19 protein-coding genes are annotated in these 15,934 nt (G+C 63.4%); 6 read left to right on the forward strand and 13 right to left on the reverse strand.

Annotated features, from left to right (window positions below):
• Positions 1-52: 52 nt before the first annotated feature.
• The 6 genes from KNJ79_RS19970 (at position 53) to KNJ79_RS19995 (ending at position 7,610) form a co-directional block, all read left to right on the forward strand.
• A complete protein-coding gene (locus KNJ79_RS19970; RefSeq protein ID WP_317152317.1) occupies positions 53-1,018 on the forward strand; it encodes a CBASS oligonucleotide cyclase in 966 nt (321 codons plus the stop codon).
• Positions 1,019-1,023: 5 nt separating this feature from the next.
• Positions 1,024-1,542, forward strand: a complete 519-nt coding sequence (locus KNJ79_RS19975; protein WP_317152318.1) for an HORMA-1 domain-containing protein — start codon at positions 1,024-1,026, stop codon at positions 1,540-1,542.
• Positions 1,542-2,480, forward strand: coding sequence for an AAA family ATPase (locus tag KNJ79_RS19980; RefSeq protein ID WP_317152319.1), 939 nt, complete (start codon positions 1,542-1,544; stop codon positions 2,478-2,480). The genes KNJ79_RS19975 and KNJ79_RS19980 overlap by 1 nt, the downstream gene beginning before the upstream one ends.
• A gap of 25 nt (positions 2,481-2,505) precedes the next feature.
• Complete coding sequence (locus KNJ79_RS19985; RefSeq protein ID WP_317152320.1) at positions 2,506-4,044, forward strand: SAVED domain-containing protein; 1,539 nt, start codon at positions 2,506-2,508, stop codon at positions 4,042-4,044.
• 438 nt (positions 4,045-4,482) lie between these two features.
• Positions 4,483-5,652 (forward strand): DUF2235 domain-containing protein, encoded by a 1,170-nt coding sequence (locus tag KNJ79_RS19990; RefSeq protein ID WP_317152321.1) that lies wholly within the window; start codon positions 4,483-4,485, stop codon positions 5,650-5,652.
• Positions 5,653-5,807: 155 nt separating this feature from the next.
• On the forward strand, positions 5,808-7,610 hold the full coding sequence (locus tag KNJ79_RS19995; protein WP_317152322.1) for a hypothetical protein: 1,803 nt from the start codon (positions 5,808-5,810) through the stop codon (positions 7,608-7,610).
• 181 nt (positions 7,611-7,791) lie between these two features.
• On the opposite strand, the gene KNJ79_RS20000 is transcribed toward KNJ79_RS19995, so the two are convergent.
• From KNJ79_RS20000 to KNJ79_RS20065, 13 genes are all read right to left on the reverse strand, one after another.
• Positions 7,792-9,546: a relaxase/mobilization nuclease domain-containing protein gene (locus KNJ79_RS20000; RefSeq protein WP_449464994.1), complete on the reverse strand. Its 1,755-nt coding sequence runs from the start codon at positions 9,544-9,546 to the stop codon at positions 7,792-7,794.
• A 253-nt stretch (positions 9,547-9,799) separates the two neighbouring features.
• Entirely contained in the window at positions 9,800-10,450 is a 651-nt protein-coding gene (locus KNJ79_RS20010) for a lytic transglycosylase domain-containing protein (RefSeq protein WP_317152325.1), read from the reverse strand.
• Between the two features lie 82 nt (positions 10,451-10,532).
• Positions 10,533-10,868, reverse strand: coding sequence for a DUF736 domain-containing protein (locus tag KNJ79_RS20015; RefSeq protein WP_317152326.1), 336 nt, complete (start codon positions 10,866-10,868; stop codon positions 10,533-10,535).
• 54 nt (positions 10,869-10,922) lie between these two features.
• Positions 10,923-11,420 (reverse strand): S26 family signal peptidase, encoded by a 498-nt coding sequence (locus KNJ79_RS20020; protein ID WP_317152327.1) that lies wholly within the window; start codon positions 11,418-11,420, stop codon positions 10,923-10,925.
• Positions 11,417-11,893, reverse strand: a complete 477-nt coding sequence (locus KNJ79_RS20025; protein ID WP_317152328.1) for a DUF2840 domain-containing protein — start codon at positions 11,891-11,893, stop codon at positions 11,417-11,419. Before KNJ79_RS20025 ends, KNJ79_RS20020 begins: the two co-directional genes overlap by 4 nt.
• Positions 11,890-12,150, reverse strand: a complete 261-nt coding sequence (locus tag KNJ79_RS20030) for a ribbon-helix-helix protein (RefSeq protein ID WP_015460450.1) — start codon at positions 12,148-12,150, stop codon at positions 11,890-11,892. The genes KNJ79_RS20025 and KNJ79_RS20030 overlap by 4 nt, the downstream gene beginning before the upstream one ends.
• A complete protein-coding gene (gene parA / locus KNJ79_RS20035; RefSeq protein ID WP_317152329.1) occupies positions 12,147-12,785 on the reverse strand; it encodes a ParA family partition ATPase in 639 nt (212 codons plus the stop codon). Before parA ends, KNJ79_RS20030 begins: the two co-directional genes overlap by 4 nt.
• Before the next feature lie 178 nt (positions 12,786-12,963).
• Positions 12,964-13,749, reverse strand: coding sequence for a replication initiator protein A (locus KNJ79_RS20040; protein ID WP_236626927.1), 786 nt, complete (start codon positions 13,747-13,749; stop codon positions 12,964-12,966).
• A gap of 90 nt (positions 13,750-13,839) precedes the next feature.
• The gene (locus KNJ79_RS20045) at positions 13,840-14,103 is read right to left on the reverse strand and encodes a helix-turn-helix transcriptional regulator (RefSeq protein ID WP_015460453.1); all 264 of its coding nucleotides are present in this window, start codon (positions 14,101-14,103) and stop codon (positions 13,840-13,842) included.
• A gap of 132 nt (positions 14,104-14,235) precedes the next feature.
• Positions 14,236-14,688, reverse strand: coding sequence for a DNA -binding domain-containing protein (locus KNJ79_RS20050; protein WP_317152330.1), 453 nt, complete (start codon positions 14,686-14,688; stop codon positions 14,236-14,238).
• A gap of 76 nt (positions 14,689-14,764) precedes the next feature.
• Entirely contained in the window at positions 14,765-15,019 is a 255-nt protein-coding gene (locus KNJ79_RS20055) for a transcriptional regulator domain-containing protein (protein WP_015460455.1), read from the reverse strand.
• A gap of 132 nt (positions 15,020-15,151) precedes the next feature.
• On the reverse strand, positions 15,152-15,415 hold the full coding sequence (locus KNJ79_RS20060) for a DNA -binding domain-containing protein (protein ID WP_317152331.1): 264 nt from the start codon (positions 15,413-15,415) through the stop codon (positions 15,152-15,154).
• A gap of 180 nt (positions 15,416-15,595) precedes the next feature.
• A complete protein-coding gene (locus KNJ79_RS20065) occupies positions 15,596-15,808 on the reverse strand; it encodes a helix-turn-helix domain-containing protein (protein WP_015460457.1) in 213 nt (70 codons plus the stop codon).
• Between the last annotated feature and the right edge of the window lie 126 nt (positions 15,809-15,934).

Consider the following 15,934-nt stretch of genomic DNA (forward strand, 5'->3'; position numbering starts at 1 on the left):
TATATGTGCTGGACGTTGAAGTCCGCGATTCCCGCGGCGAAAGGAGGCGAGTGTGTCACGCCAGCATGTCGATCACCGCGAGATCGCGGCGTTCGCCCAAGACAAGGTCAACCTGCCCAAGGACAAGGCCGACGAATATCGCGCGCAGGCACGGCGGTTGCGCGAACGGCTCGAAACCTACCTTGATGAGCACCCCAGTTTCACATTGAAGCGGATGCAGCTGTCGGGCAGCCTCGCAAAGGGCACGGCGCTGCGCTCGCTGAACGATATCGACGTCGCCTGCTATGTGAGCGGCGCCGAGGCGCCGCATCAGATTTCCGAGTTGCTCGAATATCTCGCAGAACGGCTCCGCAAGGCATTCCCCAATTTCAGCGCGGATCAGGTCCAGCCGCAAACCTATAGCGTCACGGTCTCGTTTCGCGGCTCAGGTCTCGATGTGGACGTGGTGCCGATCCTCTATGATGGCGATCCGAACTGGTATGGCAATCTCGTCAGCCAGGATGACGGGTCATTCCTCAAGACCAGCATCCCGCTCCACCTCGATTTCTGCTCGAAGCGCAAGAAGGCGCAGGAGAAGCACTTCGCGCAGGTGGTTCGCCTGGTCAAATTCTGGGCACGGCGCATGAAGAACGAGCAGGACGGGTTCCGCTTCAAGTCCTTCATGATCGAGATGATCATGGCCAAGCTCTGCGATCAGGGGCTGGACCTCTCGGACTACCCCGACGCGCTCCAGCATTTCTTCGGCTATGTCGCCAGGAGCCGCTTGCGCGAGAAAATCCTGTTCACCGACTATTACCCGGCGTCGCGGGTCGGCAGCTTCAGCGAGACGGTCCAGATCATCGACCCGGTGAACGAGCTGAACAACGTCAGCCGGCTGTATACCTCCGCCAACGCCGACGCGATCGTCGAGGCAGCGCTCGATGCGGGCGATGCGATCGACGCCGCACTCTACGCCCCCACCAAGCAGGAGACCGTCCGCTATTGGCAGATGGTCTTTGGCCCCTCCTTTCAGGTGTAACGATCATGGCAAGCAGCTACGCGATCACCGAATCCACCGCGTTCACCATCACCCACGCCCGCCATATTGCCGCCAAGGTCGCGGCCGATCTTAAACGCATGCAGCGCCACTATGGCAAGCCCAGCGACAGCGACATCGCCGACTATGAGGCGGAAGTCGTCGCCCTGCTCAAGGCCGGCTATCTCGGCACCGTCAGCTATGGCTTCCGCCGCAATGAGAACTGGATCGAACCGACGCTGCGCTACACCGCGCGTGATCTCGCTGGGGGTACGGCCGATGACGACGACGATCCCGGGAAGGTTCGCCCTTGGGCTGATATCTCGGGCGCCTCGTTCCACAGCTATCTGACCTATTCCGCGGCCTGGAACCGGCTCGACAGCGCACAGCGGGATGCGTTCAAGAAGACGCTACCCTTCTACCGCTCCGGTGGCAGCGAGCCCGGCATCACCGGCTATCTCGAACAGGATCGAACTTATTCAGCCGGCGGCCAGGCGCTGGGCCGCGCAAGCGTAAGGAGCTATTGATGCAGACCAAGCCAGGTCTCGACGAGCTGTTCGAACGCCGCATCACCTATCCCGATGTCGATCCGCAGACGCGGCTTGCACGGCTCGTCGGGCTCGACGACCAGAAGCTGCGGCTGACCAAGATCCTCGGCCTGCTGGTCAACCCGGCCGGACTCGAGCGCTGGGCAAACAAGCATCACCCCGGCGCGCAGCTCCTGCTCGACACAGTGCTGCGGCGGCCGCCGCTCGTAATTCTCGCTGGCGACGTCGGCTCGGGCAAGACCGAACTCGCCGAGACGATCGGCGACGCCGTAGCCCGTCAGGAAGATATCGACATCACGCTGCTGCCCCTCAGCCTTTCGACACGGGGCCAGGGGCGTGTCGGCGAAATGACCCAACTGCTCTCGGCGGCGTTCGACCATGCGGTCGCCGAAGCAAGGAAGCTCAAGTCAAGCTCTGGACGCGCAAGGGGCGGTGTCATCCTGCTCGTCGACGAAGCCGATGCGCTTGCCCAGTCGCGCGAGGCCGCACAAATGCATCACGAGGACCGCGCGGGCGTCAACGCCTTCATCCGCGGCATCGACCGTCTCGCCAACGAAAAGCTTCCCGCCGCCGTCATCATGTGCACCAATCGGCTGAGTGCGCTCGATCCGGCAGTTCGGCGCCGCGCCGCAGACGTGCTCGAATTCACGCGGCCGAACGAGGAACAGCGTCGTTATGTCCTCTCTTCGCGGCTTGCGCCGCTCGGGCTGCAGAACGGGCATATCGACGCGCTCGTGACGGCTACCGGACCACAACGCGGACGCGATTTTGGTTTCACCTTTTCCGACCTTACCCAGCGCCTCCTGCCTTCGATCGTGCTCGATGCCTATCCGTCGCGGGCGGTCGACGGGGCGAGTGCCCTGGCGGTAGCGCGGTCGATACTGCCGACGCCGCCGTTTCGGGACTCCGCGTCGTGATGGGAACCCCTGCGGGAGATATCCGGTGACGCAGGCGGTGACTGTCCGGCGCGATGGCGACACATTTCAGGCGCGCCTGTTCTGGCTTCGCGCCGCGCGCCTGCTCGACGCCGAGAGTCCCGTGGTCAAGGTCGGGTTCGAACTCGGCCCCAAGAGCTTCGACGATATATGGGTCGACTACGATCCACGTCGCAGCCCCGTCGATCAGAATGGCGCGCCGCTGCTGCGCGAACATATCCAGTGCAAATGGCATGTGACGCCCGACAGTTATGGTTACGGCCAACTGATCGATCCCGAGTTTATCAACGCGAACGCCAAATCGCTGCTCCAGCGCGCCCATGTCGCGCAGTGTGCCCATGCGCCGGCCGGCGTCGGTATCCGCTTCAAGCTGCTTACCAACTGGCGCATCGATCGCGCCGATCCGCTGCGCGAAATTATCGGCACCCGGTCCGGTGCCCTCCGCCTCGAGCGGCTGTTCGGAACAGCAACGGACAACAGCAAGACCGGCGCGATTCGCAAGGCCTGGCGCGAGCATCTCGGGCTGGACGAAAACGGGCTCCGCCTGTTGGCCGGCACGCTTGCGTTCGGCGAAGCCACCGATTCGCTCGATGATCTGCGCGAAACCCTCGACCTCCTCTTCTCCTATGTCGGGTTGCGCCGCATTCCTGTCCATCAGAGCGCCTTTCCCTATGACGATCTGGTCTTCCAATGGATGGGCCAAGGAAGATTGGAATTCGACCGAAGCTCCTTCCGCGCAGCCTGCGACCGGGAAGGCCTGCTGGACGCGGCTAAGCCGGTCGTGGCGGTTCATGGGGTCAAATCGTTCGAGCATCCGATCGACCGGCTCGAGGATCGATGTGTAGAGGTGCTCGACCTCACACCCGAATTCGACGAACGGCATATCCGCAATGATGAGGATTGGGCGGACAAGCTCTATCCGGCGTTGTCGGCCTTCCTCCTGGCCGCCGCCGCTAAGTCCGACCGGCTACGCCTTGCGCTCGACGCGCATGTTACGCTCGCCTTTGCCGCTGGGTCGGTGCTCAACATCAAGTCAGGTCGCGCTATCGAGCTGGAGCAGCGAACGACCGATCGGCGCATTTGGTCGCCCGACGACACCGACGCCGACGACGCGTGGCCGACGCTTGAGATGCAGCTTGTCGAGGTCGATCCGGACAAACCCGACCTGGCGGTTGCGGTCGGGCTGACGCATGATATCGCCGGGGCAGTTGAAACCTATACGAAGGATGCGCTGCCCGAAGTCGGCCGCATCCTCGTCTGTCGGCCCCGCGGCGGCCCCGGCGCGCGTTCTGTCACCTGCGGGCGCCATGCGTTCATGCTCGCCGAAGCTGCGGCCGCCGAGATTCGCCGAGCGCGCGGCAATGGACCGCGTGTGATCCATCTGTTCGTGGCGGCTCCCAATGCCTTCACCTTCTTTCTCGGCCAGCGCCAGCCAGCGATGGGTGTCGTCCGGCTCTACGAGTTTGATTTCGAGGGCCAGCGCAGCGGTTCCTATCGCCCGTCGATCTCGCTGCCTCCCATCCGCGCTGCCGCCGACGTAGCATGAGTCCTACCGAGGAATGTAGATGATGATCGACGGTGGCGAATCCGGACTGCCGAATTCGCAAGTGGCGAGGAACCGCCTGCGACAGGCGATCCCGTACCCAGCCTGCGAACGGATTTCGTGGTCTGGATCAACGGATGGGACAACGACGACGAGGTGAGGCGCGGGCGGTCGAACCAGACGGATGATACCCGGCCCTGCAATGCTTCCGCCAAGTGGCCTATGTCGCGTACCGTCTTTACATTAGTATCGCGGGGTCGGGATTTCGGTCGCGCCTGCAATGCGGTGGACAACTGGCGAGGGGACGGAGGGCCGCGTCTGATCGAGGCGCGCGCAACGGACGTGTGGCCGGTCCAGACCAGATTTTGGGATCCAGGGAACGCGGTGTGCGCTCGCCAGCGCAGTCGTCCCTGACTAGTGCGGCAATAGGGGGGCACGGGCATGCCGAAGAACATCGTCATCCTGCTGGACGGCACATCGAACGAGATCAAGCGCGACCGTACCAACATTCTGCGCCTGTATGGCGTTCTGGCGAAGGACGCCGAGCAGCTTGTCTATTATGATCCGGGCGTTGGAACGTTCGGCGCGGAAGGGGCCTGGTCGCGCTTCTGGCGCAAGGCGCATGAGGTCTGGGGTCTCGCGACGGGCTGGGGGCTCGATCAGAACGTGAAAGAGGCCTATCGCTTCCTCGTCGAGAATTACGACAACGGCAAGCGCAAGGGCGAAGATCCGGTCGAACGCGATCAGATCTTCATCTTCGGGTTCAGCCGCGGCGCGTATTCCGCGCGCGTGCTGGCCGGGTTCATCCATGCTGTCGGCTTGATCGAGCCGCGCAATCTCAATCTGCTTGACTATGTGTATCGAGCTTACAAGTCGATCGGGGAGGATGAGAAGCAGGAGGCTTTTGCCGAGGTCCGCCTCTACGAACGCATTCTCGATCCCGACCGGCCGCCGATCCGAATGCTCGGCTTGTTCGACACCGTCGGATCGGTGATCGAGAGCGGACGAAAGGGCCTGCGCCTCAAGTCGCACGCGTTCTCTAGCCGCAATACCAGCGTTCAATCGGTATCCCATGCTGTCGCGATCGATGAAAAGCGAACGATGTTCCGCCCACAGCTCTGGCCAGGCGATCAGGAATATTGGGGCAACCCCTTCAACAATGCCGCGGCCCAGCCTCAGGACGTGAGCGAGGTCTGGTTCGCCGGCGGCCATGGCGACGTCGGCGGCGGTTATCCGGAGGCCGACAGCGCCCTGTGCAAGGTGCCGCTTCTGTGGATGATCGGACGCGCGAAACTCTGCGACCTGCGCATCCGCCAGCAGAGCGTCAACGCGATCGTGATGGGCAACAAAGAGGGAGCCAAATATGTCGCACCGAACGCGCTCGGCAGCGCTCACGAGACCATGACCTTTGCCTGGTCGATCCTCGAATTCGTGCCGCGCCGAAAGCCCGCAGGCTCGTCGCGCCCGTCGCTGTTCGGCATCAGTCTCCCCCTCTTCGAGCGACGGCGTCTTCCGAACGGTGCTCGACTCCATGGCTCGGTTGCCGAGCGAAAGGAGCAGCTCGGCCAATGGGCACCCAATATTCCGGCCGACTATGAGGTGGAACCATGATCCGCGCCTACGCCTCGATCGCCGGGGTCTGCACGGCGTCAGGGTTTCGCCGCCAGGCATGACGGGGTCCGAGGGCGTGCAGCAGATCATCTCCGCTCGCGCGGTGGAAGCAGTCTTGGTTGGATACGCATTCACGCCTGGCAGGAGAGTAGGAAATGGCTGACGCAATCGATGGAGGGCAGGGAGACGGCGGTGCCGCCGGCTTTCACGCTGCCCTCACTCCATTCATTTCCCTTACGCTCGCCAAGGCAGCGGGAGTTCCTGTCGCCGACCAGCTCGAACGCTGTCTCGCCGATATCGAGGCGATCTGCGCGGCCGAGGAGCAACCGGCCACGTCGGATTTCACGCGATTGCCCGAGCTTCAGCACGCGAGTGTCCGCTTGCAGGCGATGTGGTACAAGCGCACGCTCAAGCCTGCCTGGACTGGCTCCGCGGAGTTCGTCGATGTCCAGCACCATCTCGTCATCGCACTTGTGCGCAAGGGCCATCTGGCGCTCCATATCAGCGACTCCAAGATCAAAGGGCCGCTGCGCGCAGCACTGATCGGGGACGTCGATGCGGACGCACCCCTGACCTGGCTCTCGCCGATATCCCGTTCAACCATGGCCGCGGCATTTCTGGAGAATGGCCAGGCGCGGACCCTGTGGCTGTCGGGCGTTCACCGGAGAAGTGCCACGAAGGCCGATGCCAAGATCCTTGCCGGACAGGATCTGGACTATTCGCTCGACCCCTTTGATGACCAGAGCTTCTACTGGTCGGCCGCGCGTTCGCGCAATGCCGCGCTGGAGGTCACCGTGGGCGTGTCGCCCAAGGCCTCGCGGGTCTGGCTCGGCAAGGCAAATTCGATCGAAGGGTTTGCCGCTTCGGCGGCGCTGCTCATCAATGCTGTCGCGGCCGCGAAGCAAGGAACCGCCGAGCCATTCCGCTTTCTCGCAACCCCGGTGCAGGCGCTCGACCCTGCACAGGTCAAAGGCGGATATGATCTGTCGATCCTGCCGCCCGACATGCTCGACGATGGCGACGAGGATGCGGATACGGTCAATGCCGATGCCGCGCTGGTGATCGCCTCCAGCCTTGTCGTCGAAGCCGCTGATGGTTCGAATCTGTCCGTAAGCGTCGAGATCAACGGCAGCGTCATTGGGACGCTGAGCCTCGAGGTCAGCGTCACGCGCGACGGCAAGGTGAAGTTCAAGGTTTCCGATCCGAAGCCGGCCGGTGTCGACGATGACGCCTTCAACCGCATCAAAACGCTGCTCGGGCGCGGCGTCGGCGTAAACATCCGCTATGACAGCGGGCACAGTGTGTCCGACCGGCAGGTCTATGCCCTAAGAATGCCCCGGATTACCTTCTCGCATTTCGAAGCAGTGGACTTCAGCGGCTATGCCGTAAAACAAGAAAAACCGCATGATCTCACCAAGATCGGCGAGGGAAAGAGCCTATTCTGCTGGGTCCAGAATACGCACAAGGGATGGCTCGCCTGCGACGATGGCGCGAATGAAAAGGCGGATTTCATCCATCTCGATGTCAGCGGCGCAAAACCAATTCTGTCGCTCATCCATGTGAAGGGGGCAAAGAGCGACACGACCGGCCGTAAACTCTCTGTCGCGGCCTACGAGGTCGTTACTGGTCAGGCGATAAAGAACCTCCAGTGGCTCGACAAACAGGCGCTTGCCAAAGGCCTCTCGCAAGCGGTGCGCGCAACGAACTATTGGTGGAAGGACGGCGAACCTATCGCGAAAGATGCGCTCGTGGAAGCGATCGAAAATCTCGGCGACGACTATGTCCGGCGCGTCGTCGTGGTGCAGCCGCATGTTACGGAAGCCGCACGGGCGAATGCCGATACCGCCAAGACTGGCGTAAACCGGCTGCGCCTCGATCAGCTGAACACGCTGCTCGCCAGCGCCTGGCGTAGCTGCAATGGGCTTGGCGCCGAGTTCAAGGTAATTTGGGCCCAGTAGCGGCTCGCGCCATCGTCCTCGAAGCGGACTTTGCTCGCACCGTTGGTGAAGTGCGCATACGAAGGAGGTCTGTCCGCAAACGGCCATTTAGGTCGCCCACGAGAGGTGAAAGTACGGCCGTCTTCAAGGATCGGGTTTTAACCTCGGAATGGCGGCTATGTCGGCGAAACTGGTCGTGTGGTCACAAGCCCAATCCGCGCTGCCGCCCAAACGACCAGTCCACTCCGCCACCTGGGGTCATCGTGCCAGAGACATGCTGCCCAAGATGCTGTTCGAGTGCCGGCCGCCAAGGGACGAGTTGGAATCCCAGCCCATTGTCGATCATCGCGAACCGGCCTGAGGCAAGCGTCACTCGCTGCCGATAGACGCCCGCGACATGGTCTCCGGGTTTCGATGGCAGCGGCGCGAGCCCGGTGCGGTCCACGAGGTCGGTTTTGACGTGCAACATCTCCCGGTCCTTGAGCGTCTGGATTAGCGCGCGAGCGAATATGACGCGGCTACCCCGCCGCTGCGCCAACCCCTCATTGACCAGATGGTCGGTGCGCGACTCCATGGCAGCGGCGACTTCCGCGCCGAACCCGCCACCCAAAACAGGCTGCTCGCTTGCGATGAGATTGCGATCGAGCCAGGTCGCGCCATCGGACGTGATCTGTTCGCCAAGCGAAAGGTCCGATCGGGTCGCGAGCGAGTGGCGTTGCTGCCCCCTGCCATCTTCCCACGAGCGTAGCTCGACAATGGCGCCGGACTTCCCGTCTCCAGTCATATCAATATCTTCGAACCGAAGATGATGGGTGCGACCGTCAACGCCATCGACAACGGCATAGGCGCTGCCTTTGAGTTCGTCGTACAACCCGCGATCGACGAGACGCCCCACGACGGCATCGACCGGCGGGCCATGATGAATTGCAAAGCGCGACACGTCCGGATTCGGCGTTTCTCTGGCCATCGCCTTGTGCATCGTCTTGATGATATCGCCGCGAACGCCGAGATAGCGGAGCGTATCTTCCAATCCGGGCTTTATGGTCCAGGCTGCGGGACCGAGCGGATCGACCAGACCCATGGCCTCCAGCTTCTGCGCGCGGCCAACAAGGAGATGTCGATTCTCAGATGAATGCCCGGTGGGGTCCGGGCGCAGATCGACAATGCCGCCATGGCGATCGGCGATATCCCTCAACGTGCGATCAAGGCTGGTCCAGCGATCAGCCTGTACCTCGCGGGCGAGTCCGGCCTGAATCTCACGCTGGGTGCGCGGTCCCAATTCGAGGGTCACGCGATCCTCGGCGCGACTTCGGAAGCCCTCGCGGATATAATCTCGGCTCAGCACAAGGTCGCGCCCATCATCTACGCGGCCGCGAACCAGCACATGAATATGGGGATCATCGGTGTTCCAATGATCGACCCCCACCCAATCGAGCGAGGTGCCGAGATCGCGTTGCGCGTCCGCCATCATCTCGCGGGTAAAGGCGCGCAGGTCCTCCATCTCTCTCGCATCCTCCGGCGAGATTATGATACGAAAATGGTGGCGATCGTCCTCGCAGCGTTCTGCGAAGGCGTTCCCATCTGCCTGATCCCCAACAGCGTCGAAAAGCCGACCAGCTGTCCCGTCACGGGTAACACCTTCCCGTTCGAGATAGCTGGCGTGCCGGGCAATGGGCGCTGCCCGATATTTGACGCCCTGGTGCCGGACGATGCGCATCTTGACGACGACGCGCCGATCGGTCGCCTGACGGGTACGTCGTGCGACCGTTACCCTGCCTCGCCCAAAGCGCGACGCGACGGCGCCTCTGCGGTTATTGCCATGAGTGCGAACACCACGCCCGCCCTTGTTGGCGGCGCGAATGACCTGTCCGACAAAGGACTTTGCCTGCCGCCCCTTTACCCCGCCGTCGCGTGGACTTCCCGGCCTGACCTCAAACTCATCGTCGCCTCCGCTCATCGGGCGAGGAATCCGGTGCCGCGATAGCGTGCCAGACGCGGAATTACTGAAATGTCGATGATTTCGGGAAAGCGAGCTGGCAGGCCGAAACGGGAGCCATACGAGAAAAGCCCGCCCAACCAACCACATGGACCGAGCCTGCTGGCGGTCCTTTTATCTTGCCGTGCCTCCCTGTTCTTCCTGCGTTCCCAGCCGCTTATTCGATAGAGGACGTCATTGCTCCCCTGAGTACGCCTGCCTGCGAGCGGGCCCGTCATGACGGGTGCAGACCGGAAAGAGGGACGAAGAGGCTGTCCTCGAGCTGGCGAGGCGCGGGATCTGGTGCGTCTTCACCATCGTCCGGTGGCGAACCGGATGACGTCGACACGGTAGTGGACTGGACGCGGACCGGACGCGAAAAGAGCGGCGCGTGGGTCCAGGCCAGCGCATCGGCGGGCGCGCTCGCGAGCGCGCGAGCGGGCGGTCCGCCGACCATCGGCGCGAGCATGGCGAGATAGGCGCGCGTCTCCCGCGGTAGCGCCCGGCCCGTCGCCAGATGCTCATCATAGCGTCCTGGGCCGGCGTTATAGGCTGCCAGCATTGCCGTCGAATTGCCGTAACGATCATACAACTCACGAAGATAAGCCGTGCCCGCGATGATGTTGTCGCGGGGCTCGTAGGGATCGCGGCCGAGGCGATAGCGCGTGCGAAGCTCCGCCCAGGTCCCGGGCATGATTTGCATCAGACCCATGGCTCCAGCGTGCGAGATCGCGGTCACATCGCCGGCGCTTTCGACGCGCATGACCGCCCGTATCCAGCGCTCCGGGATGCCGAAGCGGCGGGCTGCCTCGGCCACATGGGTGGCGATCGGCGTTACCGCGGATGGCGACCGCGCCGCGGTGGTTTCGCCGCCCGCTATGGCCATCGCCGGCGCGCTCGCAAGACATGCGAGCAGCGCCAGCGACAGCGCCCGGCGGCGCGATTTGCAGCAGCTCGGGCGCACCGGATCAGCTCCGGTCTTCGCGGACACGGTGACGGCTTACCGACAGGCGGAACGCCGAGCCCTCGTCGTCGGTGCGGAAGAGATGCGCGCGCAGAGTCTGGCCCGCGAACAGCGGGCTTTCGATCTCCAGCGAGACATAGTCGCCAGCGCGTTCGCCGACATCCTTCCACGCGGCGCCAACTCTCGGGCCATGTCCGTCGTCGAGCAGCACGCGGAAATCCGGCGCCTTGTCTGCATCGCTCGGTTCGGCGGGAACAAGCGTGACAATCTCGTCGATGCCGAACAACCGGATGCGGCCCTTATAGCCCTCATCGGTGGGTTTGAAGATATTGGGTTGCATTGCCAGTCTCCTTTGCTTGGCGGGGTGGAATGAATTTCGCGGCACGGCGAACGCTCACATGGGCGTCGCCCGCCCGATCACGGTTGCTGCGGGAAGTGGTCCGAAATAGCGGCCGTCGAGGCTGTCCTCGCGATCGGCATTGAGGAAAAAAAGCTGGTCGGCTGCGAGCGTCCGGCATCCCGTCCAGACCGGCAATTCACGCCCCAATCGATCCGTTCTTTGCGCCACGGCAACTGCATCACCGTCGATGCTGATCGTGTCGCCGGTTCGGCAAACCGTCTGTCTGGGAAGAGCCGCGACGCGCTTGATGAGCGGCAGACCGAGCGGCAGATATCCGCCCTTGTCGAGGAACAAGGCAATGGCCGGTGGCGGCGCGACGACAGCAAGATCGCCGCGCGATACGGGGTCGCCGACGCGCACGCGGTAGAAGCCGATCGGAACGCTCGGACTGGCGTTCCAGATCAGTCGCGGCGGCGGATCGATCCACATGGAGATCGCGATGAGATTGACCGCGGCGACGGCCGCCGCGAGCGTTTTCCAGGGATAGGTCATTGCAAGGAGCCTTTGCGGGCGAGCCAGGCGCGATGGCGCTCCAGCGTGTAGGGACGCGGCGTTTCGCGGGCGGCGAGGCGATTGTGGACGTGGCGCCAATGGTCCGGGGCGACGTCGGCGGGATCGATTTCGAGGGCGTCCACCGCGTCGATCGCTTCGAACACACGCTGAACCTTGGGCCAGCCGGAAGCCCGCAGCAGAATGTCACCGCCCGGATCGACACCAGGCACGGTCTGATAGGGCTCGCCCGGCAGGACCGCGCGCAGGATGTCGATGCGAGAAACGACGGTGCCGTAGTCGTTCGACGCCCAGCGCACGAAAGCGAATATGCTGTCGGGAGCGAAGCCCAGGCGGCGCCGGCGCCGGTCGAGTATCTGATCCTCGACAGGGCGGCCGAAGCGTATCCAGTGCTCGATCTTCTTTTCGATCCACAGCAGCTCGACGCGGGTGCGATCATCGCGGACAGCGATCATGGCGCGCGCTCCTGGTCTTCCGCCGGGAAGGCTTCGGCCAGCATGGCCCGCACCAGATCGGCCAGCGTCAGCCCGCGCTGGAGCGCGGCAAGCTTGAGCCGTTTCCGCAGTTCCGGCGTCACGTCGATGGTGAGGCGCGCGGTGTTCGCGCTGCGTGACGGCGACGTTGTCCGTTCCCCTTCGCCGGCGGACACCCAGGCTTCGACGCCGCGTGGCCGGGCGACGAAACGCCTGGGCGGTTTGACCGGACCGCTCATGACAGCAGGTTCTCGACCTGCTGCGCCAATGCGGAGATTTCGCGCGTAGCGATGCTGTCCGCGTCCATTTCGGACGCGAGGCGCCCGGCTCGCAGCGCATCGGCGAAGATCACCCGCTGGCCGACATGGGCCGACAGCAGAGGCGGATCATGGGCTTCGAGACTGTCGGCAGTGGCCCGCCCGATCAGCGTGCGCGCGGGATAGCGGTTCAGAATGAACCGCGCCGCGATCGCGGGTTTGAAGATGCGTGCCTGATCGAGCAAGGCCAGCATCTCGGCTGACGCCCAGCCATCGAGGGGGGATGGCTGTACCGGCATGAGAACGAGATCGGCGGCCAGCAGAGCCGAGCGAAGCAGCCCTGCGACGCGCGGCGGTCCGTCGATCACCACATGGTCGACACCACGGGCCAGTTCCGGCGCCTCGTGATGCAGCGTGTCGCGTGCGAGACCGACCACGCTGAACAGCCGTGGCAAGCCTTGCGATGCACGCTCCTGCGCCCAGTCGAGCGCAGAGCCCTGCGGATCGGCATCGATCAGCAGGACACGCTTGCCTGTCACAGCCCACTGGCCAGCCAGATGGAGCGCCAGCGTCGTCTTGCCGACGCCGCCCTTCTGATTGAGCAGCGCGACGATCATCGCGTTTCGTCCACTGGCGCGCAGTTCGTTAGTATGAATCCGTAGGATTCAGAGTTAGCAATGTTAAGGGGCAGAATCGGAAAACGATTCCAAGGTGTTAAGCCCGGTTTCGGTTCCTGATAGTCCGAGGATCGGGTTCCCGATCGTCCGATAGTCGCGGTTCCTGATAGTCCGTGTCTCATGGCAACTTATCCACAGGCGGGTAGCCCATTCGCCGCATGGCGGCGTCGAGCGGATCGATGGGGAGCGGAGCGAAGTTCAGCCGCTGACGGCCGAGTTCGAAGGTGAGTGTCAGCCGGTATCCGGGCAGCGGCTGGCGGCGGACGATATCTCGCAGCTCGAAGCTGAAGCGCTTGAGCGGCGAGAGGACGCCCGACTTCAGGTGAAGGTGGGCGACGTCGAAGCTCCACCCATGTTCCTGACGCCCGCCATGCTTGCGGCAGATACGATAGAGCCAGCGTTCCAGGCCGCCGGTCAGGTTGAAATAGGCTCGGTCGATGGTGAGGACGAGCGCGTGATCCAGCACCCCGGCATAGAACCAGTCGGGGACGATCATCTCGATGCCGAGCGCGCGACCCTGGCCATCGAGACGCTCACGCCACTCATTGATCCAGGAGAAGCGATGGCGCCTGCGCTGGGTGGTTTGACGGATGCTGGTAGCGATCGTGGTCGACTGAAGCCGGTCGAGCCCGGCGCGCAGCCGCTCATAGCTCGCCTTGCCGGTGCCGCGCCGGGTGAAGGTCAGGATGTCATAGGGCGTCGCGGCGATGAGGCGGGAGGTCGGCAGCCCCGCATCATGCGCCTCGACAATCTGGCTTGCCGCCCAGATCAGGATATCGGCGTCCCAGATGGTCGCCATCCCATGTTCGGGTGTCGCTTCGACATGGATCGAGACATCGCCCATGCGGAACAGGATCGGTGCGACCCGCTTGCTCTTGGCGAGCGAGAAGAAGGGCCAGCTCATCAGATCCTGGGCGTCACGCGGGGCGATATCTCCGGCGATCGGACGGAACAGGTCAAGCTGCCGGGAAGTGAAGCCTTTGGCTGTCACGGATTACCGTCCACGCCCGGCATTCGCAGGCCGTCTCGTGGTGGCGATGCCCGGTCCCGGATCGGACGTTGACCGGCGCATCCCGGCCGCTGCCCAGTCGTCGATGTCGGCGACCGTGTAGACGATGCGGCCACCGAGCTTGTGGTAGATGGGGCCGGTGCCGAAGCAGCGATGTTTCTCCAGCGTGCGCGGCGAGAGGCCTAGACGCTTCGCGGCATCGGGGGTTCTCAGAAAGCGTGGCGCATCATCTGGGGGATTGGGCTGCATTGTCGGTCTCCGTCGAAGCGCAGGCCGCGTGGGGCGAGCGCGTAGTGGCGGAGACAAGGCTGGCGTAATCTGCTTGCGCCGGGAGAGAGGGGAAAATCAGGCCAAGGAAAATGTCGCACTGGCCCTGGTCGATCAGCGCCCGCGCAGGAGATCCAGATATCCGCTCTCGCTGAGCCGGAGCGCCTCGTCGCGAAGGCGCTGAACCTGTCGGCGTTCATTGGCCGCGCGCCAGTCCGAACCATGTAGGCCAAGCTCAGGATAGACGGCGGCATCGGCCAGTTCGCGGGTGCTGAGGCCCGTCGCGAGGAGGCCCAGCAGATGCAGAAGAAATGTCAGTCTCATGCGCTGGAAGTCTGTCGGCCGGAAAGCTGTGGGTACGCGCCCGCCTGCGACGCCCTGCAGTCGGAGGGCCAGACGATCAGCGACCGAACGCCGCAAAGTATAGTCGCGGTCGGGGGTGAGAACTATGGCCGGCTCGACTTCCAGATTCGGTTCAGCGAGCCACAGTCGCAAGCGACCGCCAGGGTCGTCGATGACGAGATGCCGACCGCGCTCATCACTATGATCGGCGAGGATCAGGCCCAATCGTTCTGGTGCAAACCGTCCCCTGATCTCCAGGCCACGCGGCGGAGGCGCCAGGGCAACGGTCCCGGGGGCGACCTCAGGCCGCCAGAGCGCAGGAGACACTGCGGCGGAAACATCGGGATCGATCGGAAAACACCAACCCCCAGCGCCGGGCAAAGCCCGTGCTGAGGGTCTCCTTTGATGAAGCGCCGTTCCTGCGCGCGGCATATCGAGCGTATTGCCGCCGGTATTCCTTGTTGTGCCGCAGGAATTCCTGCGCGAAATCGGCATAATCGAGATCGGCGGTTTCCGCGGCAATCGCTTGCGACCGCCAATCGCTGGCAGTTGGCATCGCACCTCTCCCTGTTGCCCCTATCTCAGGACAGTCGAAGAGCTTGCCCGCGCTGATGTCCGCTGGAAGGGCCGGGTGCGCGATGGAGTTGACCTGGGATTCGAATAACTTCGAACCTTCAAACAGCTCGGTTTATCGAGGCCTTCCCTGCAGGAGATCGAGGTAGCCGATCTCGGTCATCCACCTGGCCCTGGCGAGATGGCTTTCATAGACGCCCCATGCCCGCTGCGGCTCGCGAACAGGGTCGAGATCGAAGATTATGCGGACGATTTCAAGCCAATGCGCGCCTTCCTCGTCCGCTTCGAGCATTCGCAGATAGGTGACGAAATGGCGTTCGTCGTAGCGGGTCACGCGCGAGGATTGCGGCGGGCGGTCATCGAAATCGGGGATCGCCATTTTCAGCGGCCCGCTCGGCGCCCAGAGCGCCAGTTCTTCGGTCGTCGGGGTGAGATTATCCTGTCCAGGGGATAATGGAGAAAGCCGCCGCGTCTCAGCGCACTCATCGCGTCGGGGGCGCGAACTCGGAAACGAGATGGTGCCCGTCCCACCTGGCCCGACGACAATACCGCTGGAAGATCAATCTGCCTTGCGGAAGAATTCGATGGGATCGACTTCGAGTATCGCGGCGATGCGTTCGAGCATATCGACCGTCGCGGCGTGTTCTTCACGCTCCAGCATTCCGATATAGTTGCGGTTGACACCTGCACGATCGGCAAGCTCCTCCTGCGACAGGCTCTTGGCATGACGCATTTGACGCAAATTCGTGGCGACGATCTCCCGCAGGCTCATGCGGGGGACGTCGCCGCTCTGCCTAGCCCATGGCCACCCAATATACTAGGGAATCGTAAATACGTATCTGCGTATCTACGCGAAAGCGCGCTTCAGGGTTTCAGGAAAGCGGGGCCGACCAGCGGC

The organism is Sphingopyxis indica (assembly GCF_032879645.1).
GTDB classification, from domain to species: Bacteria; Pseudomonadota; Alphaproteobacteria; order Sphingomonadales; family Sphingomonadaceae; genus Sphingopyxis; species Sphingopyxis indica.